General features: G+C 69.4%; 22 protein-coding genes and 1 pseudogene. 13 read left to right on the forward strand and 10 right to left on the reverse strand.

Going from position 1 to position 23,842, the window contains the following annotated elements:
* Window positions 1-40 precede the first annotated feature (40 nt).
* Entirely contained in the window at window positions 41-664 is a 624-nt protein-coding gene (locus AB5J51_RS07580) for a DUF1326 domain-containing protein (protein ID WP_053790352.1), read from the reverse strand.
* Between the two features lie 512 nt (window positions 665-1,176).
* A pseudogene (locus AB5J51_RS07585) lies at window positions 1,177-1,342 on the reverse strand (pirin); the annotation flags it as partial.
* On the opposite strand from AB5J51_RS07585, the gene AB5J51_RS07590 reads away from it, so the two are divergent.
* Window positions 1,314-2,591, forward strand: a complete 1,278-nt coding sequence (locus tag AB5J51_RS07590) for a tyrosine-type recombinase/integrase (protein ID WP_369777234.1) — start codon at window positions 1,314-1,316, stop codon at window positions 2,589-2,591. The pseudogene AB5J51_RS07585 and the gene AB5J51_RS07590 overlap by 29 nt on opposite strands.
* 160 nt (window positions 2,592-2,751) lie before the next feature.
* Here AB5J51_RS07590 and AB5J51_RS07595 read toward each other — a convergent pair whose 3' ends face one another.
* The 3 genes from AB5J51_RS07595 to AB5J51_RS07605 all read right to left on the reverse strand — a co-directional run bounded on the left by AB5J51_RS07595 (window position 2,752) and on the right by AB5J51_RS07605 (window position 7,115).
* Complete coding sequence (locus tag AB5J51_RS07595; protein WP_369777235.1) at window positions 2,752-4,848, reverse strand: ATP-dependent endonuclease; 2,097 nt, start codon at window positions 4,846-4,848, stop codon at window positions 2,752-2,754.
* Between the two features lie 309 nt (window positions 4,849-5,157).
* On the reverse strand, window positions 5,158-5,643 hold the full coding sequence (locus AB5J51_RS07600; protein WP_369777236.1) for an SAM-dependent methyltransferase: 486 nt from the start codon (window positions 5,641-5,643) through the stop codon (window positions 5,158-5,160).
* A 71-nt stretch (window positions 5,644-5,714) separates the two neighbouring features.
* The gene (locus AB5J51_RS07605; protein WP_369777237.1) at window positions 5,715-7,115 is read right to left on the reverse strand and encodes a Tat pathway signal protein; all 1,401 of its coding nucleotides are present in this window, start codon (window positions 7,113-7,115) and stop codon (window positions 5,715-5,717) included.
* Between the two features lie 208 nt (window positions 7,116-7,323).
* On the opposite strand from AB5J51_RS07605, the gene AB5J51_RS07610 reads away from it, so the two are divergent.
* Window positions 7,324-7,851 carry an ATP-binding protein gene (locus AB5J51_RS07610; RefSeq protein ID WP_369777238.1) on the forward strand — a complete coding sequence of 176 codons (528 nt, stop codon included), beginning with the start codon at window positions 7,324-7,326 and terminating at the stop codon, window positions 7,849-7,851.
* 388 nt (window positions 7,852-8,239) lie between these two features.
* Window positions 8,240-8,704, forward strand: coding sequence for a hypothetical protein (locus tag AB5J51_RS07615; RefSeq protein ID WP_369777239.1), 465 nt, complete (start codon window positions 8,240-8,242; stop codon window positions 8,702-8,704).
* Between the two features lie 266 nt (window positions 8,705-8,970).
* On the opposite strand, the gene AB5J51_RS07620 is transcribed toward AB5J51_RS07615, so the two are convergent.
* A complete protein-coding gene (locus AB5J51_RS07620; RefSeq protein WP_369777240.1) occupies window positions 8,971-9,132 on the reverse strand; it encodes a hypothetical protein in 162 nt (53 codons plus the stop codon).
* A gap of 118 nt (window positions 9,133-9,250) precedes the next feature.
* Between AB5J51_RS07620 and AB5J51_RS07625 the strand changes: the two genes are divergently transcribed.
* From AB5J51_RS07625 to AB5J51_RS07635, 3 genes are all read left to right on the forward strand, one after another.
* Window positions 9,251-10,090 (forward strand): SAM-dependent methyltransferase, encoded by an 840-nt coding sequence (locus AB5J51_RS07625; protein WP_369777241.1) that lies wholly within the window; start codon window positions 9,251-9,253, stop codon window positions 10,088-10,090.
* A gap of 24 nt (window positions 10,091-10,114) precedes the next feature.
* The gene (locus AB5J51_RS07630; RefSeq protein ID WP_369777242.1) at window positions 10,115-10,687 is read left to right on the forward strand and encodes a hypothetical protein; all 573 of its coding nucleotides are present in this window, start codon (window positions 10,115-10,117) and stop codon (window positions 10,685-10,687) included.
* A gap of 128 nt (window positions 10,688-10,815) precedes the next feature.
* A complete protein-coding gene (locus tag AB5J51_RS07635; protein WP_369777243.1) occupies window positions 10,816-11,133 on the forward strand; it encodes a nucleoside triphosphate pyrophosphohydrolase in 318 nt (105 codons plus the stop codon).
* A gap of 28 nt (window positions 11,134-11,161) precedes the next feature.
* On the opposite strand, the gene AB5J51_RS07640 is transcribed toward AB5J51_RS07635, so the two are convergent.
* Entirely contained in the window at window positions 11,162-12,508 is a 1,347-nt protein-coding gene (locus AB5J51_RS07640; RefSeq protein ID WP_369777244.1) for a methyltransferase domain-containing protein, read from the reverse strand.
* 16 nt (window positions 12,509-12,524) lie between these two features.
* Window positions 12,525-13,592: a LysR family transcriptional regulator gene (locus tag AB5J51_RS07645; RefSeq protein WP_369777245.1), complete on the reverse strand. Its 1,068-nt coding sequence runs from the start codon at window positions 13,590-13,592 to the stop codon at window positions 12,525-12,527.
* 220 nt (window positions 13,593-13,812) lie between these two features.
* Here AB5J51_RS07645 and AB5J51_RS07650 point away from each other — a divergent pair, with 220 nt between their 5' ends.
* Genes AB5J51_RS07650 through AB5J51_RS07665 form a run of 4 tightly spaced genes read left to right on the forward strand, consistent with a single transcriptional unit; the run spans window position 13,813 to window position 17,128 of the window.
* Window positions 13,813-14,361, forward strand: coding sequence for a hypothetical protein (locus tag AB5J51_RS07650; protein ID WP_369777246.1), 549 nt, complete (start codon window positions 13,813-13,815; stop codon window positions 14,359-14,361).
* 5 nt (window positions 14,362-14,366) lie between these two features.
* Complete coding sequence (locus AB5J51_RS07655; RefSeq protein WP_369777247.1) at window positions 14,367-14,984, forward strand: hypothetical protein; 618 nt, start codon at window positions 14,367-14,369, stop codon at window positions 14,982-14,984.
* Window positions 14,985-15,005: 21 nt separating this feature from the next.
* Window positions 15,006-15,950 (forward strand): hypothetical protein, encoded by a 945-nt coding sequence (locus AB5J51_RS07660; RefSeq protein ID WP_369777248.1) that lies wholly within the window; start codon window positions 15,006-15,008, stop codon window positions 15,948-15,950.
* Window positions 15,947-17,128: a cysteine desulfurase family protein gene (locus AB5J51_RS07665; RefSeq protein ID WP_363124976.1), complete on the forward strand. Its 1,182-nt coding sequence runs from the start codon at window positions 15,947-15,949 to the stop codon at window positions 17,126-17,128. Before AB5J51_RS07660 ends, AB5J51_RS07665 begins: the two co-directional genes overlap by 4 nt.
* A 179-nt stretch (window positions 17,129-17,307) precedes the next feature.
* Here the strand turns inward: AB5J51_RS07665 and AB5J51_RS07670 are convergent, their stop codons facing one another.
* Together AB5J51_RS07670 and AB5J51_RS07675 are read right to left on the reverse strand one after the other, a co-directional pair.
* On the reverse strand, window positions 17,308-17,715 hold the full coding sequence (locus AB5J51_RS07670; RefSeq protein ID WP_369780230.1) for an acyl-CoA thioesterase: 408 nt from the start codon (window positions 17,713-17,715) through the stop codon (window positions 17,308-17,310).
* 331 nt (window positions 17,716-18,046) lie between these two features.
* A complete protein-coding gene (locus AB5J51_RS07675; RefSeq protein ID WP_369777249.1) occupies window positions 18,047-20,659 on the reverse strand; it encodes an AAA family ATPase in 2,613 nt (870 codons plus the stop codon).
* A 113-nt stretch (window positions 20,660-20,772) separates the two neighbouring features.
* On the opposite strand from AB5J51_RS07675, the gene AB5J51_RS07680 reads away from it, so the two are divergent.
* The 3 genes from AB5J51_RS07680 to AB5J51_RS07690 all read left to right on the forward strand — a co-directional run bounded on the left by AB5J51_RS07680 (window position 20,773) and on the right by AB5J51_RS07690 (window position 23,807).
* On the forward strand, window positions 20,773-22,047 hold the full coding sequence (locus AB5J51_RS07680; protein ID WP_369777250.1) for an FAD-dependent oxidoreductase: 1,275 nt from the start codon (window positions 20,773-20,775) through the stop codon (window positions 22,045-22,047).
* A 105-nt stretch (window positions 22,048-22,152) separates the two neighbouring features.
* Window positions 22,153-23,169: an NAD(P)H-dependent flavin oxidoreductase gene (locus AB5J51_RS07685; protein ID WP_369777251.1), complete on the forward strand. Its 1,017-nt coding sequence runs from the start codon at window positions 22,153-22,155 to the stop codon at window positions 23,167-23,169.
* Window positions 23,166-23,807 carry an amidase gene (locus tag AB5J51_RS07690; protein ID WP_369777252.1) on the forward strand — a complete coding sequence of 214 codons (642 nt, stop codon included), beginning with the start codon at window positions 23,166-23,168 and terminating at the stop codon, window positions 23,805-23,807. The genes AB5J51_RS07685 and AB5J51_RS07690 overlap by 4 nt, the downstream gene beginning before the upstream one ends.
* The last annotated feature ends 35 nt before the right edge of the window (window positions 23,808-23,842 follow it).

Below are 23,842 nucleotides of genomic sequence, written 5' to 3' on the forward strand. Positions count from 1 at the left end.
CCTCCCGCATTCAAACGAAAGCAACTGTTGCGCGCCTGACTCAACCCCGTCCGGTGGGCGCGCCCTCGGGCTGTTCGCTTGAGAAGACGTAATCGGATACCTCGCCATACGCACCCTCGAACGACAGCCCGAATGCATTTGAACTGCCGGCGGTGCGGCCCAGAGTGAATTCCGGAGCGAACCCGAACATCGCGTTCTTCATCGTCGTGGGCCCGCCATCGGGCCCCCTCAGGGGTTCGAATTCCAGCTCGGTCTTCCCTCCGACGCTCAGCCGGGGCTTCTCTCCGTCGGTCAGGGAGACGCTCGCCCGCTCCACGCCCAGATTCTCGCCGTAGAACTGCGAGAGTTCACCGAACGCACCACCCTCGCTCCCGGACACGATGCGCGTCACCGCATCCGTCTGTTCGTCGGTGGCCCCCTCGTCGATGACCAGGCCGACCTTCCAGTTGCCGGAGGTCAGGTTGGAGGGGAAGTGGTTGTAGAGGACGAAATCCACCCCGGACAGGTTCACATCGTCCAAGCGCCCTTCTTCCACATGGAAGGCGGCGCACCCGAGGCATTCCTCAAGCCCCTGCGGGTCGTGCGGCATCGCATCGACGGCGCAGCCGCACACCACCGCACACGAGCAACCGGCCAGGTAATTGCCGGAGATACTCCACGTCATGACTACTCCCGATCGCTTGACAATTGCCGTCGTCCGACATCGCGGGCGACGCCGGCATCGAATGCGACGGGTGGGGAGCGCGCGGCCGGCGGAGCAAACACACCGGAACACAGAGACGCGCATCTGCTCCGGGCAACGGCGGCATGAGGCGCCCCGCTGCCCTGCCGTGCGACGCAAGTCTCCATGGCCGACCGACTCCACGGCAGATGTCCAGCCCCCGGGAGTTCATCTCCTTCAAGGCTAGACGCGCCCGCCGAGGGTGTACAGGTTCCCGCCGCACGCCCGGACCGGTGCCCACCCGATGGCCGCGCTCGGGGGAAACCCGCGACCCGCTGCTCGGTACAACGCGTTGTACCGAGCAGCGTCCGGCTTCGAACTCATGGGAAAGCACGGAGCCGCGAAATCGGGTTCCGGGAGCCCCTGCCGCGGGCCCCTCCGGAAGGATCTCCGCGAGGCGTCAGCTTCGCTCCGGCTGGCCTCGGGCCGATCGGACCGATCTTAAAACATGCAGGTCAGCGCACCCGTCCGCGCGCCTTCAGCGGCCCCGGCGGGAGCGGCGGAGCGGGGATCGGGGGGCCGTCGTAGCCCTTCACTTCGCCCGTAGCGGGTGCCCTCCATCCAGTCCTTGCGGGCTTGTACGATCTCCTCGTTGCTGCGCCCGATCCAGTTCCAGAACATCTCGGTGCAGCACAACGTTTTCGCAGGTCAAATGGGTTCCGGATCGCTGACGGTCAGCAAACTGTCAGCATCGGAATCCGAGGAGGCCTCAGCGATGGCCGCCAAGACGCTCCCACGAGGCATGGGCAGCTTCTTCAAGGAGTGCGAGCACTCCCCCTCCCGGTGGGCCAAGTGCCCCCACCCCTACAAGGTCCGCTACAGGAACGCCGGCGGCAGACAGGCCGAGGAGTCGGGGTTCGCCACCGAGGACGAGGCGATCAACCGTTTGACCACTCTCTACAAGGCCAGGAAGGCCGCTCCGAGGCAAAACGCCAAGGCCGAGCGCATCGCGGAGTACGGTCCCATGCAGCTGCGGGAGTACACGGCGGAGTGGAAGGACGGCCAGCGACACCTGGCGCCGGCGTCCCTCAGTCACCTGGACTCGCTCCTGCAGCACCACATCTTCCCGGCCCTCGGCAGCCGCAGGATGAGCAGCTTCGACCACAAGGTCGTCGACGGGTTCATCCGCACCATGGAGCGGAACGGTGTCGGCCTGGCAGCCCAGTCCAATGCCTACGACAAGTTGAAGGCGATCCTCCTCGACGCACATCGCCTGGGACTCTTTGACGACAACCCGCTCTCGGGAGTCAAGCCTCCCCAGTACGACCCCAAGCGCGCCGTGATCCCCTCCCCGGAGCAACTCCAGGCCGTTCGCGTCGCAGGCGACGACACCCTGATGCTCCTGGTGGACCTGATGAGCGGCTGCGGCCTCCGCAACGGCGAAGCGGCCGCAGTCAATCTCCGGAACCTCGTGGCCGACGACGTCTACCGCGTGACGGAGCAGGTCAACCAGACCACGAAGACCTACGACCGCCTGAAGCACCGGAAGACTGGCGAGTACCGCGACGTCCCGCTGCCAGCAAGGACGAGAAACACCATCGAGTGGTACGCCGATACGTACGGCAACGTCGACGGCTACCTGCTTCGCCACCCCCGTGACCCCACACGGCCTTTCCAGCCCTACCTGCTGCAGAACCAATGGCAGCGAATGAAACGACGGGGCGATCTCGACATACCCGACGGCATGGTCATCTACAGCATGCGCCACTTCTTCGCGTCGAACTGCCTAAGTCACGGCATTGCAATCACGGATGTAGCCGAGTGGATGGGGCACAAAAGCATCGAGATCACCTTCAAGACCTACCGACACCTCATGCCCGGCACCCTCGGACAAGCCGCCAAGCTCCTCGACCTTGGCCTGGCAGCTTGAACTCACAACCGGGCTGGCCTACGGAAACAGACCTGCAGACTGGCGCTCCGGCCACAGGAGAGCGCTGGTGACGTCGTTCGCATCCGCTGTACTCGTTCTGCGGTGGAAGCCGAAGCCGGTGACTTCCACTTCCCGAGGGCCGAGGTGGGGCCGTGGCCGGTTATTGCGGCGCGAGGTCGGGTTCGGAAGGGCCGGAGGGCAGCGGGACGGGGGGTTTGTCGCCGATGCGTTCCCACCACAGGCCGGCACGGTCTCGGAAGTGAACCATGAGCTCCTGGTCCGTGGAGCCCTGCGGGAGGAACCCTTCGTATCCCTCGCCGTCGCTCATCAGGAACAGCGGCACGGAGAACTCGTCTCCCGCCGACAGGACACCGGAGGACTTGCTCTTGGGTGTGCCCCAGAGCGGTTGGATGTGATGGCGGCCGTCGTGGGTATGGGTGGCGCGAATCACCCGCACTTCCGTCAGGGGGGCGTCGCTGCGGTTGGTCACGACAGCGTGCTCGCGGTCGAGGCGGGAGCTGACCTGGAGGGCCTGTGCTGCGGCTCGGGTGTAGTCCGCCGCTCCGTCCCTGAGGTACGCGCGGATGCTGCTGCAGAAGGCCTTCAGCTCGCCGGTCGGCTTTGCGTGCCATCCCTCATTGAAGACCTTCTGAGACCAGAGCCCCTTGTCGCCTCGGGGCACCTGACGCACCCAGGACTCCAGCTCGCCGCAGGGCACCACGAACAGGCCGAAGTCGGCAGCCGCCTGCAGCAGGCGCTCCGCAGCGTTGTACGGATCGCCCTGAAGGCCGGCCAGGCCGGACTTTTTGAGGTCCCCCCACCGGTCACCGCCCTTGGCCAGCTTGGTGAGCTCACCGAGGACCCGATCCGGGAGCGGGTCGCTGGCCCTGACGCCCTTCAGGAGCGCGTTCATCTCGGTCTTGAAGCCGCCTGCGGAGGTCTCGCTCCGGGATCCGGCCGCATGCTCCCGGAGACATTTGAGGTCCGCGTCCAGGTGCTCGGTGACGCCGGCGAGGCTTGTGACGGCCTGGGCGAGACCAGACCGGAGGTAGTCGAAGTCGGCGATGACCGCGGTGGGGATACCGCACTGACGTAGCCGCCGCGCGGTGTCGGCCAGAGGCGCTTTGCCACTGGTGTGGAGGAAGAGGGTGTTGTCGTGTGCGGCCGATGCATCCTTGGTGGCGTCAAAGGCTGCGGCGTAGAACTGGCAGTCACCGGCGGCTTCGCAGAGCACGACCCGGTCGTAGAACAGACCGGAGGACAGGTTCGAGTACCGCAGCAGGGGAGTGCGCAGCAGGCCCTGCACGGCGTCCGGGTTGAGCAGCCGGGCGGCAGGGGTGCCTGATGACCGGTCGAGACGGACGATCGACACCGGGCGGGCCTGTTCCGCTTCAAGGACTCCGGCGAGGAAGTCGGCGCTGTGCGTTGCGACGAACAGCTGAGTCTGCCCCTGGAGGCCAGCCAGAAGACGGCCGAGGAGGCGCGCTTGCGGCGGGTGCAGAAATGCCTCGGGCTCGTCGATGATGACAAGGGGCGCGGGCCGCACCATCACCTGAAGCAGGATCTGCACGAAGCTGCGGAACCCGTCGCCCTGTTCCGACACCAAGGGCAGGGCCCGGTACGCTGCGGCGACTTCTCGCGCCGCCCCCGGGAGGGCGTCCCGCAGGTCGGGGTGGGGCTGGCCAACGCGGAGTCTGATCCGCTCGTCGTAGCGGTCTACACAGACGTGGTGGCCAAACGCTCGATGCACCGATTCGGAGAAACGCGACTCTGCTGCCCGGTCTTCGTACAGGTACTGGAGCTTGGACTCTGGTGGCAGCAAAGAGTCCCAGTGGTCCACCTCAGCTTCGACCTGCAGGCGATTGTCGGTCCACAGCGTCTGCTTGAGGAAGGGCGCGAGCTCCGCGAGCGTGAAAGACGGCCAGCGGTGCGGGATGGAGTCCTTGAGGATCCTGTCCCCGTTCGGAGAGACGTAGTGCTCAGCCGTACTGGGTGTCCAGCTCCGGTATCCGCGCTCCTCCAGCCAGGCCGTGAACTCCTCGCTGCTCCCGTTGTGCCGTGGGAGGGCTTGTCGGATCCACCGGGTGGTCCTGCCGGCTGTCGTACCGGGGAGCTCGATCTGAGCGTCGAGTTCACGAAGCAGGAGCGACTTGCCGCTGTTGTTGGAGCCGATGAAGAGCGTCATGCCGTCCTGCGGCGGCTCCACTGTGAGGCCCGTATTGAGCATGATCTCGGTGACAGCGAAGGTGATCGCCATGTTGCCCCCCGCACGGTGTGCACGTCGCTTCAGGAGCGACGTTGGTGATCTGCGAAGCGTATCGATCAGCCCATGCGCCCGCCGGAGGTTTTGCCCCGCGGGGATGCTGATCGAGCTAGGGTCCTGCTCAGCCCGCGCCGATCTGGCGTGGGTGGGTAAGGCCCGGGGCGTTCACCCCAGGTAACCCGCCACCGGCTCACGACCAGGTCCCACCACACCCGGGTCGTCAACGTTGTCCAGCACGACCAACCACCCGCCACGCAGGGGCATGGAGGCCCAGCAGGCACCGTCCTCCGCCCCTTCCCAAGGTCAGGGTCGCTCGGCAGCAGGGTCCCAGTAGTGCTCCAGCATCACCGCCGGCCAGGCCGGGGCGGTGATGGGGCCGCGGGGTCCCATCTGCTCGAAGTAGGGGCCGAGATCGTAGATCGGGGTGCCGTTGACAGCGTCAAGGTCGGTGACGTGCAGATCCCGTCCTTCGACCTTGAGCAGCCGGGGAAAGCTGGTAGCCATACGGTTGGGGCGCCGGTGGTTTCGGTGCACGAAGGTGCCGGTGGGCTCCCACTCCGGGTTGTTCCGGGGGCTGCGGGCTCCGAGGTGGAGGTCGGCATCGGATCCCAGGTGGAAGCGCCAGGTGACGATCAGGTGGGAGAACTCCTCAAGGCCCTGCAAGGTGTCCAGCGGGAAGTCCGGGCGAAGGCGGATGATCGATTCGGCTCCCCCCTGGTAGTCATCGGCCGGCTTCTCGTGGCCGCCGACGACATGGGCAACGGCCTCCAACGTGATCGGGTCGTCCACGAAATCCTCCCCTACGACTACCAGCACGGGCTGGGTGTTCCCCGGTCCGGGCCGGTGCTGTGATGGCGCGGTCAGCGTACCCGGCTGATCACCAGGCGGGCACGATCGTCCAGTTGGGCCAGCGACGTTCCTCCGCGGCCTCGGTAAGGAGACAGGGATCGGCGCATCTGGACCACGGTGTCCAGGGCCCGGCCTGACTGGACTCCCTGCATGGTGTCCAGGGCTTGGGACCAGGTGGCACAGGCCGCATCGACAGCTCCGCGCTGTATCTGCACCGCGCCCAGGAGGCCGAGGGTGACCGCGTGGGTGCGGGCAAAAGACTGGGCTCGGCGGGTGCGGACGCTGCGCTGGAACTCACGTTCAGCTCCGCGGAGATCTCCGAGGCCCTGCAGGGTGCGGGCCGTTTCGTGCGCGAGGCTCGCCTCGGAGAAGAAGAAGACTCGGGCAGGCTCGCCGTCTCCGCTTTCAGCATGGCGCAGGTCGTCTTCTGCACGCAGCAGAGCGGCGATGGCCTGCTGCTTGTGACCGGCTGCCGCCAGGCTTCTTGCATGAACGACCCCCAGGAGGGAGCGTTCGCGCGGGCTCGCATCCGTGTAGCGGCGGTGGGCAACGGAGGCCTCGGCCAGTCGGAGGGCTTGGGTGGGATGACCGAGGTCTAGGGTCTGGTGCGCCTGAGCTCGGAGGATGTGTCCGGCCAGGGGAGCGTCGTCGGCTTCGGCGGCCAGACGAAGGGCAACACCGAGCCACTTCTGGGCGAGTGCGTGTTCGGAGGAGTCGAAAGCGGTCCAGCCAGCCAGGTATGCCAGTTCGCCAGCAGCAGTGAACATCTCCTGCCGTGTGCGGTGGTCCGGGAATCGGCCGCCGAGGTAATTGGCGACGTCGGTCCGGAGATAGGCCACGAGGGCGGAGCGGCCGTCCTGGCCGCCGCGGCGCTGTTCACGCTGGGAAAGCAGCTGCGTCATTTCCCGTACGGCGGCCACGTCGTCCGGGCCGACCTGCCATGCGTCCGACGGCTTCCGCGACTGAGCTGCAGTGACGGTGTCCTGCCACCATCGGTCGGACGGCAGGAACATCCCCGCGAGAGAGAAGGCTGCACCCTTCAGGGTGCGGCGGCGCTCCAGGTCCAAGTCGGTCCCCCCGAGATCGACGAGCTGTGCGATCGAGTCGCTGTCCCGGGTTGCGGAACCTGCCTTCTCATCAGGGTCTTTGAGCCCGATGTCGGCTGCCGTGACGACCCGATGGGTCCCTCGGCTGCTCAGCCCTCGCGACAACGCTTCGCACAAGATACGGGTCGCCGACGCCTCAGGGTGCGATCCGCGAACCCACTGGTTTACATGCGAGGCCGACACCGCTTTCAAGTCGTCGGCACCGACCTCGGCCGCCACACGCTGCAGATGCCGGGCGGTCGTTGCCTGCGACCAGCTCAGGTGCCTCAGCACGCCCTCCAGCAGGATGTTGCGCTCACGCGGCACCGGAAGCCCCCGTCCACGAAACGATCTTTACGTGCCTTACGCGGTACCGCACCCTCCACGGGATACCCACGCCGAGTGAATCACGGTTCGCTGAGCGTAACGGTAGCCGCAAGAGCCACTTCGTTGGCTGCAGTTCGGGCATCCCCGGCGTCCACCCGAGCAATCTGCAAGACCGTCCACGACCGCGGAAGAGGAACGAGGTGAAACGATGAACCCCCACCAGATCACGCGCGACAACATGCTCAAGGCACTGGCCTCACCCACCGCCGTCTCGGCCTGTATGAATCTGCCCAGCCGCCCTGAATCCGTGAAAACCGCACGGGACTTCGTCGCGGACCAGTTGGCCTGGTGGGGCCATCCGGACTTGGAAGACGCTGCCACGCTGGTCTGCAGTGAGCTGGTCACCAATGCCGTCACGCACGCCAATCCGGACCCTTCAACGAGCGAATGCATGGTCGCGCTCACCCTGGTCCCCGGAGAAGCTCTGATCACCCAGGTAGCGGACCCTCATCCCGCGCCCCCGATTCCAAAGGCCACCTTCCCGGGCACCCTGGCGGAGCACGGCCGCGGGCTGTCCATCGTCACGCAGTTGACCGCCCACTGGAGTGCCTCCCCCAGACCCGACGGGAAGGGGAAGGTCATCAGCGCCTACCTACTGATCGCCGAACAGCCTGCCTGCGCAGCTCGCACCGGAAGCACTTGCCCGATCGCACGCGCCAGGACCGATCGCTCGTGACGCTGCCCGACTTTGACGATCAGGTCCACTGGACCGGACTCGAAGACTCTGAGGCGGAACTGGTACGCGGCTCCTTGTTCAGTCACACGGTACGCAATGCGCCGCCGGGTGACGTCCCGGACACTCCACGGCCATGCCCCGTGGGGGGGCGGTCGAGACCCGGCACGAGACCGTGCGGCACGGCGGGGCCTCACACCGCACCCCGCGCCTGGTGACGGCCGGCTCCCCTACCCATTGCTGGCACCCGACATCCATTTCTGCCCAAGGAGTTTCCGTGGGTCTGTCGCTACCGATCCCCTCACCGCAAGCCTGCTTACCCTCTCCGCCTCCATGGCCGGGCACTGGGGCGCACGCCGGGACCCTTCACACCGCCCCTGAGGCGGAAGCGATGGCCTGGCGTCTGCTGCGCGCCCTCGCAGTCTCGCGATACGAGGACATCACCGGCGAGGACAGTCGGCTGTGGGACACCCTCAATCGTGTCCTCGACGACGCCCTCGACCCGCGCGACGTCCGGCCGCTGACCGCCAGCATGGCGGTGGCCCTCGGCTCGCTCACGGACCGCGCCTCCCGCCAGATCCGGACGGGGCTCACCGAACAGACTCGGTCGCGAGCACGCTTCCTCCTTCGCGAGGTCCACGACCGGCTGCGCCTCGACACCCAGGACCTTGGCCTCCTGCGCCGACTGGCCTGGATGACGGGAGAGGTCGTTGACGAGGTCCTGGACCCGGCTCCCTCGGACACGACCCCGGCGCCGACCACCGACGAGACGTCAGTCGGCTTCGCTCCAACCAGGTGGGCCAGGCAACGGTCCAGAGGGCCCGCCGTTGTCACACCTCCAGCGGCCTCGGTATGAACACCGCTCCATCCGCTGCGCCGAGGCCTGAGAGCATGCGGGTCCTGGACCGCGCCTGCGTCATCGTGCACCGGCACGTCACCACCACGTACCCGCCAGGCGCATCTCTCCCGAGCACCAAGCAATTGGCCAGGGCCCTGGGGCTGCCGGAGAAGCATGTGCTCCAAGGTCTCCTGCGCCTGGACGCCCGGGGCGAGATCGCCCTGCACACCGGGACTCTGCCGGTACGACTGCGCCCACGGGAACCGCACCCCCGCGACCGGGCTCTACACGGTGCCGTCCGCGACCGGATACGCGCCGGCCACTACGTGCCGGAGCAGGCTCTGCCTACTGGTCTGCTCGGCGCAGAGTTCGGACTTCTTCCGCACCACGTACAGCGCGCGCTGAGGTTCCTCACGGCCGAGGGGACCCTCCGCTTCGACGCACATGGACCTTACGGTCCGGGCTACTACGTCCCGGCGGCTATTGCGGGGGACGAGCCGGCCCCAGACCCGACCGCACCTGCGAGAGGACGACGGCGTGAGCCTCGCCGATGAACGTCTACCCATGGCGAAACCGGTTCCCCTGCAGACCAGCTCCTCCAGACTGTCCGCTATCTGGCTCGGGACACGAAGCCCCCACCAAGGCGATCAGGACGTCGCACGCGCCGTCAGGAACGTCTTCCCTCGCCAACCCGCGGCAGCCAGGATCAACCGTGAGCACCACCTGCTCATCACCGACACCTTCGCCCAGCGAGGGATCACTCAGATCCTGGACCTCGGGTGTGGGTATCCGGCGAATGGCCAGCACGGAGCCGCCGATCCGCTCCTGTCCCAGAACACCCACGAGGTCGTGCAACGGCGCTGGCATGCCGCGTCCGTCACCTACGTCGACAACGACCCCGACGTCGTCAACGCCCGGCGCACCGAGATCGCGGCCACCGCCAGTCAGACCCGCACTCGAACGCTCCTCGCAGACATCACGGACACGGTCGACCTCCTCGAGCAGCTCACGCGGGAAGCCGCGGTGACCCGAGACCGCCCGGTCGCCGTCCTTGCCCACGACGTCTTCCCGTGGATCCCGGACGACGACGCCATACGCCGCTGCGTCGCCTCCCTACGTGAGTGGCTGCCACCCGGCAGCGCCCTGTCCATCACGCATGCAACCGCTGACATGACCCCGACCTGGATCCAGCGGCTCACGGGCGTGTACGCCGAGGCAGGCCTCTCCTTCCGCCCCCGCGGCCACGGCTTCGCCACAGACCTGTTCGGGGACTGGGAGGACCTATACGGCGGTCCCGTGCGTGTCATCCCCACTGCGCGGCACCAGCCCGGCCACCACGAATCGAAAGCCCCCGACTTCCACTCCGCCGGCTACGCCGGAGTCGCCATCAAGCCCTCCGCCTAGAAGAAGACGACCACCATGTACCTGATGCAGCAGTTGACCAACGAGGACCGGGAGCCCGTCTCCCGTCTCATCCGTGACCGCCAGGACCACGACGAGAGAGAAGGCAGGCCCACCTGGGACGACGGCAGCGTCCTTCTCCGCCTCCTGTCCGCCCCCGACCCGGCTACCCAGCTCGTCGGTATGTGGGAGGACGAGCAGCTCGTTGCCGCCCTCGCTCTGCAGCACGGCGACCCTGGCGGTGCCTGGACCGATGACGAGCGCGCCGAGCCCAGCTGGGCGCTCCGCCTGGTCCATACGCACCCGGAACACCGGCGCCTTGGGCGGCTGATCACGCTGTGGGCCGGCGACTACGCCGCCCGCCAGGACCAGCCACCCGCGTGGATCAGGTGCTCGGTCCGCGACATGAATGTCGCGTGGTACCTCGAAAGGACGTGTGGCTGGGCGGCCGTACGACGGCGCCAGGATCCGAGCGGAGTGCTCACCTGTCTTCAGCGCGCACCGGACCACATCGACCACTTCGACCTGATGGTCGCCACGGGAACGGAGCTGTGGGCCGAAGGCACGCTGCGGCAGGTGAGCTCTGCCGCCGGCGAGTGAGCGCCCGGGTGAATGCATCGGGTGGGATTTGTGGTTTTCACGGCGGCGCACGAGGCGCCGTCTCTAGGCTCCAACAACACGACGGTGGGCAAGCTGCCTGCCACAGGCGAACTGGTGCGGGAGAGAACGTGCTGCTCGAAGGCAAGCTGGTCCGGGACCGAATTCCGGAGATCATCCGCGAAGACGGATTTGAGCCCAAGGTCTACGTGGCGGAGCCGACGGAATACCGGGCCCGCCTCCACGCGAAGCTGACCGAGGAGGTCCGCGAAGTCCAGGAGGCGGACGCGACCACAGCCCCGGAGGAGCTCGCCGACGTAATGGAGGTCGTCTACGCCCTGGCCGCCGACTACGGCATCGACCAGCAGCAGCTGGAGAAGATCCGCCAGGACAAGGCCGACCAGCGCGGAGGCTTCGCCGACCGCATCGTCTGGACCGGCAACCGCTGATCGAGCAGCCGCCGGCCCAGACCGGCATCTAGCCCGCCACCCTGCCTAGCAGCACATAGCTCACCCCGGACAGCGAGAGCCTCGGCGCCGAATTCCCCGCGGGCGCAAGCCCTGCGTGCCGGCCAAGCAGCACCCCCTCCTCGGCGCTGATCCCGCGCTGGAAGGTCCCCTTGCCCTCGCTGGACCAGAAGCCGTCATGGTGTCGGGCCCAGCCCCCGGCGGCCGCCGCCTTCGTGATCTCCTCGGGTGAGCGAGTCACCACCAACACGTGCCCTCCAGGCCGTACGAACGATGCGGCGTCCTGGAGGGCACGAACGCGTTCCCAGGGGTTAGGCAACACGTTCAGGACAAACGCCTGGGTCACCAGGTCGTACCCGCCGCGCTCGGGCCGCGGCCACCCGAAGTCCGCATGAGGGTCGTAGCCGTCCGCTTCCAGCCCGGCGGACCGGTAGTGCGCCACGTCCGCTCCCCGTCCGCACCCGTGGTCCAGCAGCGTCGACACTCCGAGCGGGCCGGTCAGGGTGGCCGTCACGGCCCGGGCAGCAGGAGACGGGCCCTGGCGGCTCATGGCTGTCTTGTGCGGCTGGTAAGCCCGGTGCACACCGGGAGCCGGATCGGCACCGGTCAGCTCCCCGATCGAGAACAGGACGTCTTCCGGCGGATCCGCCGCGTCGGGCGTGACCGGGAGATCGAGTAGCAGTGCGGAGTGGTCCGTGAACGCCCGCTCTCCGGTCCGCACCGTGCCGTCCGTGGTGACTGGGGTCTCGGGCGCCAGGTGGTCGCTGAGTAGGGCCAGATCGCACCGGAATCGGCTGAGCCGGCCGGAGAACGTGCGCTCGAAGGTGAACGTCGGGTCGCCCTCGCCCTTTGTGGTGTCCACCAGGCCAGCGGAGTCGAGCAGTTGCTCCAGGGCCTTGCGCTCGGCGTCGGCCGTGAAACCGCTGACTTCGTCGCCGTAGACGCCATCCTCCGGCCGGGGCGCCAGGTTGAAGTCCCCGCAGATCAGCAACGGCCGCCCTTTCTCGCCAGCGGCCATCGACGCGAGGTCGATGAGCTGAGACGCGCGCGCAGCGCTCGTGTACGCGTCGAGATGGACCTGCACGACGGTAAGCCAGCCCAGCTCCAGGCGCTGGGCCCAATGCGTCGGCGCCGACACGACCGGCACGCGGACGTCCTCGCGCACCCAGGCGGCGAGGTGGCCGTCGCCGCCGGCGAAGACGTAGCCCGGCAGAACCGGCGGCCGCCGGTCGGCCGGCTTGTACGGCTCCTGAGCAACGACGACCGCAACATCGCGGGACCGCAGCCAGGCCGCGAGGCGGGCCCGGGCCCCGTCCGCGCCCAGGCGCTTGTTCAGGTTGATCGAGGCGAGCAGCATGAAGGGCTCCTTCGGGTCACAGGGGCAGCGGCCGGCCGGAGGCGGCCTCTTCGCGGAAGGCCTCCCACAGGATGTTCAGCGGGTGGGAGGCGTCGTAGGAGTCCCGCTCACCCTTGCGCGCGAACACCCCGCTTACCAGCTCCAGCACGGGGTCGAAGTCGTCGGCGAATTCGACCAGGCGGAAGCCCTCGCCGCCGGGCAGCCGGCCTTGGACGGCGGCTTCGCCTATAGACCGGGCGCAGAGCATGCAGCCGTAGGTCATGCCGGACCGCAACAGTGCCAGTCCGTAGTAAATGTCGTCGATCTCGGCGACGATCTGCAGGTGCGCGCGAAAGTCCGGGCCGTACCAGTGCTCGACGAAGTCCGCGATCACCCCGCGGGAGGGGATGACCAGCGGGAGGTTGCGCAGCCGTTCCACGCCGACCTTCCGGGCCGGCAGTTCGCGCACGGGCAGGTTGGTCAGCAGGGCCAGGCCCTCACGGTGCCACTCCAAGAAGTCGTACTCCGGGGCGACGAGCCCGCCGTCGGCCGGCGCCGCCATCCCTCCGCAGAGCAGGTCCACCTGGTTGGAGTCCAGCCGCTGCCGGAAGTCGCGGGTGCGCACGTGGACCACCTTGAGCTCCACCTCGCGCTCCATGAACTCCGGCTCGATACGCTCCCACACCCGCCCGAGGAACCCCAGGGTGAACTCCGTCGTGCCCACGGTCAGCTGGCTGCCGAGCCGCCGGCGGGACGCCGCGATGCCCTGGAGCCAGTCGGAGAATGTGGCCCGGATGCGGTCGACGACCTCGAGCCCGGTCGGGGTGAACAGCAGCTCGCGGCCCCGGCCCTGCTTGATCACGAGCAACTCTCCCGTGAGTGCCTGGAAGTTGCGGTTGAGGATGTCCAGCTGCTTCTGGACGCTGGACTGCTCCCGCCCGAGGATCCGGGCTGCGGCCAGCGCGGTGCCCTCCTCGTGGACGACGACCAGCGTGCGCATCTGGTCCCAGGTCAGATCCAACAAGTGCGGTGAGCAGCCCAGCAGATCGCCTCTGAACCCCTCAGGTCCGGGCACGGTCAGCGGTCCGGACGGTAACGAGCTCATGCTTCCCTCCCCTGCGTGACGGCGGCGCCGCCAAGCACCCATAGCTTGCACTGTCCGAGCGGACATGAGTAGTGGACTTCACCGCATTTCACGCCCAGAAAACCTCTAAATGTTCGGTCGGACATGGAGACATGGCGAGCTAACCAAGGGAACATTTTCTCAGACGCCTTCGATCCGATGGCGCCCTTCCACTCCACTGCCTCACGCCCAGGGGTGCCCCATGCTCTCAGCCGAGTCGATCAAGCACCTCGCCGAAACGGGAGGGGTGACCTGGCCCGGGGAACTCCGAGGCGACGGCCTGCTGCTGACGCTGGGCAACGTGATCCAGCCCCTGCACGAACCCCGCTACGGCATCGTCGACCTGGCCGACCAGGCCAGCATCGACGCCCTCTACGGCGTGCAGATCGACAACTGGATCACCTACAACCTCCGCCCCCAGCAAATGGTCATCGTCCCCGTCGCGCAGCCGCTCACCCTCGGCCCCGACGTGTACGGGGTGATCGGAGGCCTCAGCCACCTGGCCCGCGTCGGGCTGGCCGTCCACATCACCAGCCCGTACGTCCTGCCCGGCTGGTCCGGCCACCTGGCCCTGGAGCTCGTCAACCACGGCCCGGCCACCCTCCGCCTGCACGCGGACATGCCGGTCGCCCGCCTCCTCCTCCCCCGTGGCGGCGGCCCCGTCCCCTCCGCGCACCCCTTCTATGGCGACCCCACCCACCTGAAAAGCCGCTACGCCGACGAGTTCTTCGCCGGCCCGTCCGAGAGGTGAGACCCATGGACGACTGCCAGTTCTGCACCGAGTTCAACGAGCGAGCGCCCAAGACCCGCATCATCACCGAGGCCGACGGCTGGGTGCTGCTGCCCACCATCGGCTGCCTCACCCCGGGCTACACCCTCTTCATGCCGCTGGAGCACCTCGACGCGGCCGCCGACTTCCCCGCCACCGACCTCCACAAGGTCGAGGTCGGCCTGGAGACGATGCGCGCCCTGGTCCAGAGCCACTTCGGGCCGGCCATCGTCGCCGAGCACGGCCCGCGGGACTGCGAGCGCGGCGCGTCGTGCTGCAGCCACGTCCACCTCCACATCATCCCCGTCAAGGACGCCGACGCCATCCTCACCGCGTACGAGGAGGTCGGCGGCCCGGGCCGGCGGCTGGACTCCCTCACCGACCTCCCGGCCGCCGCGGAGAGCTCCTACCTCTATCTCTCGCCCCGCCCGGGCGAACACCACTACTGGCCGGCCGACGGCCGCTTCCAGCGCCAGTTCGTCCGCCGCGTGGTCGCCGACCAGCTCGGCATTCCCGAGCAGTACGACTGGCGCGACCACCCCTTCAGCGACCACCGGCAGCTCACGTTCGACACCCTGACCGCGGCCCTTGCCACCGGCGCCTGACGACGCAGAGGGGGACACCCTGTGACCACTACCCTGCCCCGCCCGCTCCACAGCCTCGGCCACCAGGAACTCGACCGCGCCGCGCGCGACCGCCGGTGGCCGAAGTGGGCCACCATGGCCGTCCTGCACAGCGTCGGCCTGCCCACACTCAACGCAACTCTCTTACGCCCCGGCCAGACCCCCACCGAGATCTGTACCGCTGCCCGCGTCCTCGCGGCCGCCCTCGACACCGACCGCCTGATGATCCGCTCCGACGGCGGCGTCGAACGCAAGCAGTACTACCGCGGCGGCAACACCTTCCCCGTCGCCGACATCGCCCAGCGCGCTGCACCGCTCCTGGACGCCGGGCGCGCGGTCATCCTCGCCGGCCCCACCAACCGCTTCACCAACAAGCTCACCGTGATGGTCCGTATGGACCGCCCGGGCCCGGGCCAGCCGGGCACCTTCACCCTCGAAGGACTCGGCCCCGGCTACGACGTCGCCGACCTCACACGCGGTGAGCTCCCCCCGCAGGTCACCGCCCAGCTCAACGACGTCGACTGGGACACCTACGGCACCCCCCGCTGGCACGAGTGGACCATCACCGGCGACCGGTGCCCCGGCGGCGAAGACGCCCGCCGACGGCGCCGCCTGGAGCGCCTCGCCTCCCAGACCCTCAGCGACGGCGGCCAGCTCTCCGGAACGCCTAGCGCCGAGAACGCCGAAGCCTGGCTCCGCGGACGCGGCTTCCTCCACCTCTTCGGCCCCCAGAGCCCCCAGCCGGCCATGATGCGCCGCGCGGGCAGGCTGTTTGAGGACTCCTTCGTCCTGACTCGCGCCCAGCCCAACCGCAACTGGCGCTGCCTGGGCACCGCCTTCAGCGTCTTCGCCGACGCGCGCACCGTCTACTGGGACCTCGTCGACGGCGAGCGCAAGTACGCTGCGGCTGCGGCCCCCACCCGCCGAGCGAAGGGAGCGGCCGCATGACCGACCGGCCGATCTACCTCGACCACCAGGCCACCACCCCGCTCGACCCTCGCGTGCTCGACTCGATGATGCCCTTCCTCACCGACCAGTTCGGAAACCCCGGTAGCGCCCACGCCTACGGCCAGGCCGCATCCCGGGCGGTCAGCGCCGCCCGCCGGCACGTCGCCCACCTCATCGGTGCGAAGAACCCCGTCGAGATCGTGTTCACCTCCGGTGCCACCGAGGCCAACCACCTCGCGATCGTCGGCGGTTCCCTGGCCGCCCGGCCCCACGGCGGGCACGTCGTTACCACCGCCATCGAGCACAAGGCAGTCCTCGCCGCCTGCCAGTACCTCGTCGACCACCACGGCTACACCTGCACCCGCGTCGACGTGGACAGCCACGGCAGCGTCCGGCCCGACGACGTCATCGCCGCACTCAAGCCGGACACCGTCATGGTGTCGGTCATGCACGCCAACAACGAGATCGGCACCATCCAGCGGATCGAAGCCATCGCCGAGGTCGTCCACCACCGCCGAATCCTGATGCACACCGACGCCGCACAAAGCGCTGGCTACGGCCTCATCGACACTTCCGGGCTCGACGCCGACTTCGTCTCGCTATCCGCCCACAAGCTCTACGGGCCGAAGGGCATCGGAGCACTGTTCGTCCGCGGCCGCACCCGCCTTACCGCCCTCCAGACCGGCGGAGGGCAGGAGCGGGGGCTACGCGCGGGCACCCTCAACGTTCCCGCCATCGTCGGCTTCGGCGCCGCCGCAGCGCTGATCACGACCGACACCGTCACCCCCAATGGAGAGATCCGGGCGCTGCGTGACCGCCTCGCACAGCGGCTCTGTGACGCGATCCCGGGCTCCACCGTCAACGGCCACCCTCGGCGCCGGCTGCCGGGCAACCTGAGCATCACCCTCCCGGCCGTGGAAGCCGCCGACCTCCTAGACCACATGCCGACCCTCGCCGCCTCCACGGGCTCCGCCTGCAACACCGGCTCCGCCGAACCTTCCCACGTCCTCACCGCGATCGGCCTGTCCCGGGCCGCAGCCCGCCGGACCCTCCGCCTCGGCCTCGGCCGCACAACCACCGGCTCCGACATCGACCTGGCCCTCAAGATGATCGTCGGCGCCGCCGCGCACCCGCTCATGGCCTGTACGCCGGTCGGTGGAATCGACCAGTTTCGGTAGCCACCGCCTCCAAGCCGGCGCCACCACCGTTCCGGACCGTTTGGGGTCAGAGTTGCCCCCTTCGGCCGAGGATGTCAGAGATCGCAGCCCTCGCCCGAGCGCGCTGACCTCCGATCGGCAAGCCAGTCTGCCAGCCCCTGGCAAGGCAGGGAATGAGCCATGGGCCGGCCCGAAGTGGATCAGTTGCCCGCGTCCTGCGTGCTGTCGGCGTAGCTGTTGAACACGTCGAGCTCGTCCTGCTCGAAACGGCGGATGCCACTCCGGATGGAGTCGTAGCCAGCCACGACGGAGGTCGCGGTGGCGTAGACGCGCTCGTCGTCTTTCACCTCAAAGTGGAAGGTGAGGGAGACCCGCTTGACGTCGGTCACCCAGGCTTCGATGCGGACCGGGGTCTCCCAGGTCTCGAGCGGGTGCTTGTAGCGGATGGTCTGCTCGCGCAGGAGGAAGTTGCGGGCCAGGCGCTCGGCGGGGTCCTTGGGGACCAGCATGCTGAACATGCGCATGCGGACATGGTCAGCGCCGTCGCCCAGTACCTCTTGAAGGTTCGATGGAAGCAGCCCTACGCCACCATCCCCGAAGTCCCCCAGGTCTCGCGGCTCGCCGACATCGCCGTCCCGGACGGTAAATCGTCAAGGTGAAGCAGACGGCGTTCGAGTTCTGGACCCCCACTGCCGATCACACTGCGTACCTCGAAGCGACATCGGGCGAACCGCCCGCCGTCATGCCGAGGCCACGTCAGGTACGGCGTGCTATGGAGGACGGCGACCCGACGTGCCGCATCCGGCCGCGGCCGCGCCGGACAACGAGACCGCGCCGCTCCCCTACATCCCGGCACCCCGCTCACCAGACTGGCGGCCAGGGAGGCGAATGGGGGACTTCGACAATCGAACGGCCCCCTCAGCAGGACGGCGCCGCCACCTACACGCCGTTGCGCCGGGCGTATCGAGCCGCTTCCGACCGGTTCTTGCTGCCGAGCTTGTGCAGCACGGCGGCGACGTGGTGCTCTACGGTGCGTCGCGACAGGAACAGCTCGTCGGCGATCTCGGCATTGCGGAGGCCATTGGCAAGCAGGGCGAGCACCTCCTGCTCACGGGCGCTGAGTCCATCGGGGCCGGTGCTGTGGGAAGGGCGTCTGGGGATGTCGCGCACCCCGAGCCGGCGCAGGCGCCGGGCTGTGATGTCGCGCATTGGTCGTGCTCCGAGGCGGTCGAAGGCCGCGAGTGCCTCTCGCAGCATCCCTTCGTCAGTGGTGTCGGCGAGGGCTAGCGCGGCCTCGTAGGGGCAGCCGATCTCCTGCCAACGCTCCGCCGACTCGCGCGGGCGGCCCGACAGTTGGAGCCGGTACGGTTCTGCGGCCCGCTCCGGGACTGCGGCCGGTCCGTCGGCGCGCGAGAGCCAGTAGACCAGCTCGCCGAGAAGCCACGGCTCACCCTGCGCCGCGGCGGCGGCCAGGGCCGGGGTGACCACCGTGCGTACCTGGTCGAGGTCGCCGGTGTACGCCGCGGCTTCGGCCAGCGCCGGAGTGGAACCGATGATCCAGCCGACGGTCGGCTCGGCGGTGACCATGACCGAGCGGACCCGGTGCAGCAGCGGGCGGGGATCGGAGTCACCTCGGCGGGAGCGCAGCCGGCCCAGCACCACCATGGCGAGCATCCTGCGTCCGTCGTCCACGCCCGCTGTGCGCAGCACCTCGGAGGCGAGCGCCTCGGCTTCGTCCCATCGGCCCTGGTCGAGCAGCGCCCGTGACCGGAAGGCACGCAGCCACTGGCGCCATACCTCCTGCCCGTGATCGTCGCTGAAGGAGAGAGCCTCCCCGTACCACCGCTCGGCCTGCTGGTACCAGCGGCGGGTCACGCAGATCAGCTGGAGCCAGAAGTAGCCGAGTCCGGCCTGATCGTGTGCGGATGCCTCGTTCGCCAGTCGGACGCTCTCCGCGATCAGGTCGAGGCCGGCCACGTCGCCGTCCTGCGCGCGGCCGATGCCGATCGACAACAGCGCGAGCGCCCGATCCAGCGGTCCGGTGTCCTCGTCGGCCGTGGCGAGGAGCCGCTCGCCCCAAGTGACCGCGTCAGCGTTGCGGAACGCCATTCCGGAGAGCTTCGCGCGGATGGCGCAGGCGAGTGCGTACTCGGGTCCTGGTGGCTGCCCCGCCAGCAGCGCGAGTGCCTCGTCGCAGGCCTTCTCCCCGAGCGGGATGTCCCGGGCCAGGTGCGCCGCGGTGATCGCCAGCCCGACCAGCGCCCCGCCCCGCCGACGGTCGTCGCCGACCTCCCGCCACGCCTCGACGGCCTCCTGCCGGGCGCGCAGGGCGCCGTCGAGGTCATCCGCGAGATGACACTGCCGACCGAGTTCCTCCAGGAGCCCGGCCCGGTCCGCGTCCAGCCTGCCCCGGAGGACGGCGAGCGCGCGGCGAAGGTGCGCCGCGGCCTCCGTGTGAGCCCCCAGCCCGGATGCCCGCTGTGCCGCGAGGGGCGCGTAGACGAGCACGGCGGCCCGGTCGTCGGCACGCTCCGCGTGATCGGCGAGCCGCGCCGGTTCCACTTCGCCGGGCGGCCGTGTACCGAGTACGGCCAGTGCCCGCCGGTGCAGGGCCGCCGCGCGTCCCGGCGGGATCGCCTCCATGATCGCGACACGGACCAGCTCGTGCCGGAATGCAACCGCTCCGTCATCGGCGGCGACCAGCCCGCGGTCCAGGCAGGCGTCGACGTCCTCGGCCGCCCGGCCCGAAACCGCCTCCACCAGCCATGGGGCCGCCCGGGTCCCGAGACAGGCGAGGGCATCGAGGGCCTCCCGCGCACCCGGCTCCAGGCGGGCGGCGCGAGCGAGCACCGCGTCCCGGACCGTGGGGGGAACGGTGGCCCGGCCATCCCCCAGGACCTGGGTCACGAAGAACGCGTTGCCGCCCGTGCGCCGGTACAGCTCGGCCGGGTCGATGTCCGTTCCCGCCGCAAGCCGTGCCACGGCCTCCTCGGACAGCATCGGCACGGTCAGCCGGCGTACGACGGGAAGGGCCGCAAGGTCCCCGGCCAGGACGCGCAGGGGGTGGCGTGCCCCCACCTCGTCCTGCCGGTAGGCCACGACGAGCATGGCCGGGCAGGCCTCGATGCGGCGGCCCAGGAAACGCAGCAGGTCCAGCGTGGCCTCGTCGGCCCAGTGCGCGTCGTCGAGCACCACGAGGGTGGGGTCGGCGCCGCCCCGCAACTCGTCGAGCATCAGGCGGCGTGCCTCCGCCGGATCGGCCGGGCCGGTGAGTTTCCGGCGCAGCGTCGGCGACAAGCTGTGGGCCATGTCGCGCAGCGGACCGAGCGCAATCGGCGTGGTGAGGGGTTCGCAGCTGCCACGGAGCAGGCGCACATCGCCCAGCCTCCGGCCGAACTCCTCGACCAGGACGGTCTTGCCCGCCCCCGCGTCACCGCCGACGAGAACGAGCCGTCCCGTGCCGGCACACGCCTCACGCCACCAGCGGGTCAGCGACACGATCTCGCCGTCCCGTTCCTCGAGCGTGCAGGGGCCGACCGTCACCTTGTCCATGGTAGGCAGGCTGCCGCCACAAGGTTGGGTATCGACTACCGATGTCCGCGACCGGCCCGGCTGCGCATGCTGCGTCATGACCGAAGGAACGGAACGCGGCAGCGGAGGCAGTCATGGACGACTACGACGTGATCATTGTCGGCGCGAGCATCGCGGGCTGCACCGCGGCCACGGCCTACGGCCGGGCCGGGCTGCGCGTGGCACTCGTCGAACGGCATCGCAGCCCCCAGGCGCACAAGACCCTGTGCGGCCACTTCGTGCTCGGCGGCACGCACGACGTCCTGCAGCGACTGGACTTCTGGCAGCCCATGGTCACGCACGGTGCGGCCGTGACCAGCGGACTCGGCGTGTGGACGGAGCACGGCTGGATCGTCCCCCGGCCGGACAGTGCGGTTCCGCCGGCGATCAGCCTGCGCCGCAGCAAGCTGGACCCTCTGCTGCGCGAGATCGCCGCTGCGACCCTGGGCGTGGACCTCATGCTGGGACACCGCGTCGTATGCCTCCTCCAGGACCACGCCGGCGGCGTACGGGGTGTGGTCACCGCGAACGGCCAGGCCGAGCGCACCGAACTCCGCGCCCGCCTGGTCGTCGGCGCGGACGGCCACCACTCCACCGTCGCCCGGCTCGCGGAGGTCCCCGAGGACCAGGCCCCGAACGAGCGCTTCCTGTTCTGGACCTACTACGAGGGCGCGACGATGAACGGCCCCGGGGACGGCCAGGTCTGGCCGGTGGGCCGGGACGTCGCCGTCTGTATCCGGGTCGACGACGGGCTCACCCAGGTGGGTGTCTTCCCGGCGAAGGACAGGCTGCCCGAGTTCACTGCGGAGCGGCAAGGCGCGTTCGACCGGTTCGTCGGGTGCCTGCCGGACGGGCCCTCCCTCGTCGGCGCCCGGCGGGTGTCGAACCTCATCGGCACCACCGACTACCCGTGCATACGCCGAGACCCCACACCGCGGCCCGGGCTGGTCCTGATCGGCGATGCCGCCACCTCCTCGGACCCGGTTCCGGCCGTGGGCTGCGGCTGGGCGTTCCGCAGTGCCGCGTGGCTGGCCGACGCGACCGCCGAGCCCTTGGCCCACGGCCGGGACCTGCACCGCGCGCTGCGCGGCTACCGCCGGGCACACCGGTTCATCGACACGTACGACGCTCTCGGCCGACGAGAGGCACTCGCCAGGCCGCCCAGCTCGCTCCAGCGGGCGATCCGCACAGCAGCCGTGTCCGACCCCGACATCTCCCGCCGACTCGCGGCGTTCGCGATGCGGGCAGCGCCCCCATCGGTACTGCTGAACCCCAAGGTCATGGTTCGAGCCGCGGTCGGATCCCGGGCGCCGAAACTGCGGGGACGGAGCCCGGCTCTCCCCGCCCGGCAACCCGCGGCGCCCCGCTGACAGCGACGTACCGGGCAGCGGACTCGTCCGGCCGATCATGACTGGGGTCCTTCATGAGGCCCGCGACGGCGGTGTACGGAATCATGGGACTGAGAGGCATGTGCCATGGCCGCTCGCCGCAGGGCTGTCGCGAGCCCGCTGGAGGTCCCGATGCTGACCACCCCCGTATGCCGCCTTCTAGGGATCGATGCCCCGGTCGTCTGCGCGGCCTTCGGCCCCTGGGACGAGATAGATCTCGCGGCCGCAGTGTGCCAGGTCGGTGGGCTCGGCAGCCTCGGCACGGCGGTACGGCCCCTCCCGGAACTGAGGGAGCAGTGGGCCCGGCTGCGGCGGCTGACGGACCGGCCGTTCGCGATCAACCACACGAGCCGCCCCCTCGACGAGGAAGCGTTCCAGGCCACGATCGAGGAGCGGCCGAAAGCGATCTCCTTCCACCTGGCGGTGCCGCCCGACCTGATCGCCCGGGCGCACGATGCCGGCATCCTCTGGATCCAGCAGGTCTCCAGCCGCAGCCAGGGCGAAGAGGCCCTCCGGGCCGGAGCCGACGTGATCGTCGCGCAGGGCGGCGAAGCCGGCGGGCAGGGCGGGGACGTCGGCACGATGGTGATGGTCCCCGACATCGTCGACATGGCGGGCGAGACACCCGTCCTCGCGGCCGGCGGGATCGCCGACGGCCGCGGCCTGGCCGCGGCGCTGACACTGGGCGCACAGGGTGTGCTGATGGGGACACGCTTCCTCGCATCGGAGGAGATGAGCGTCTCGCAGGCATGGAAGAGCCGGATCGTCGAGTCCGCCGCCGCGGACGCGGTGAAGGCCGTGGGCAGCGAGCGGATCCTGCCGCCGTTCAACCGCCCCGGCAGTGCCGGGGTACCGCGCTGCCTTCGCACCCCCCTGGTGGACGCCCTGCGCGAGCACCCTGAAGAGGTGGACCCCGCAGAGACCGTGCCCCGCGTGATGGCCGCGATCCGGTCCGGCGGCGGCGAAGAATACCTCCCCTTCACCGGCCAGTCGACCGCCCTCGTGCACGAGATCCTGCCCGCCGGCGAGATCGTCCGCCGGACCGTAAAGGAAGCCGAGGCGGCGCTGGCGGCAGCGGCCCGCGCCATCGGCCCAGGGCCATGACGGCCCTCAGCCCCGGAGACGTGGAAGCCCTGACCGCGCTCGACGCCACCGGCCAGGCGCAGCTCGTCAGGACCGGAGCAGCCACCTCCGAGGACCTCGTCACCGCGGCCATCACCCGCGTCGAAGACCTCAACCCGCACCTGAACGCCGTCGTCACGCCGGTATTCGAGCAGGCCCTGGACCAGGTCAAGGCCGGTCTCCCGGACGGCCCGTTCACCGGAGTCCCATACCTGCTCAAGGACCTCATCACCGAGCAGGAGGGCGTCCGTTTCCGCGAGGGATCGGTCTTCCTGCGCGACCACGTCTCACAGCACGACCAGGAGCTCGTACGAAGGCTGCGCGCCGCCGGACTCGTCATCCTCGGCAAGACCGCCACACCGGAATTCGGCATGAGCCCGACCTGCGAGTCCGTCCTGTACGGGCCGACCCGCAATCCGTGGGACACCACTCGGACCACCGGCGGCTCCAGCGGCGGATCCGCGGCCGCCGTCGCGGCCCGGATGGTCCCCGCAGCGCACGGCAACGACGTCGGCGGCTCCATCCGGTTCCCCGCCTCCTGCTGCGGGCTGTTCGGCCTCAAACCCAGCCGCGCCCGGGTGCCGCTCGGCGCCGCCTACGGGGACGCCTTCGGCGGCTGAGCCTGCGAACACGCCCTGACCCGCTCGGTACGGGA

Source organism: Streptomyces sp. R33 (assembly GCF_041200175.1).
Classification (GTDB): domain Bacteria; phylum Actinomycetota; class Actinomycetes; order Streptomycetales; family Streptomycetaceae; genus Streptomyces; species Streptomyces katrae_B.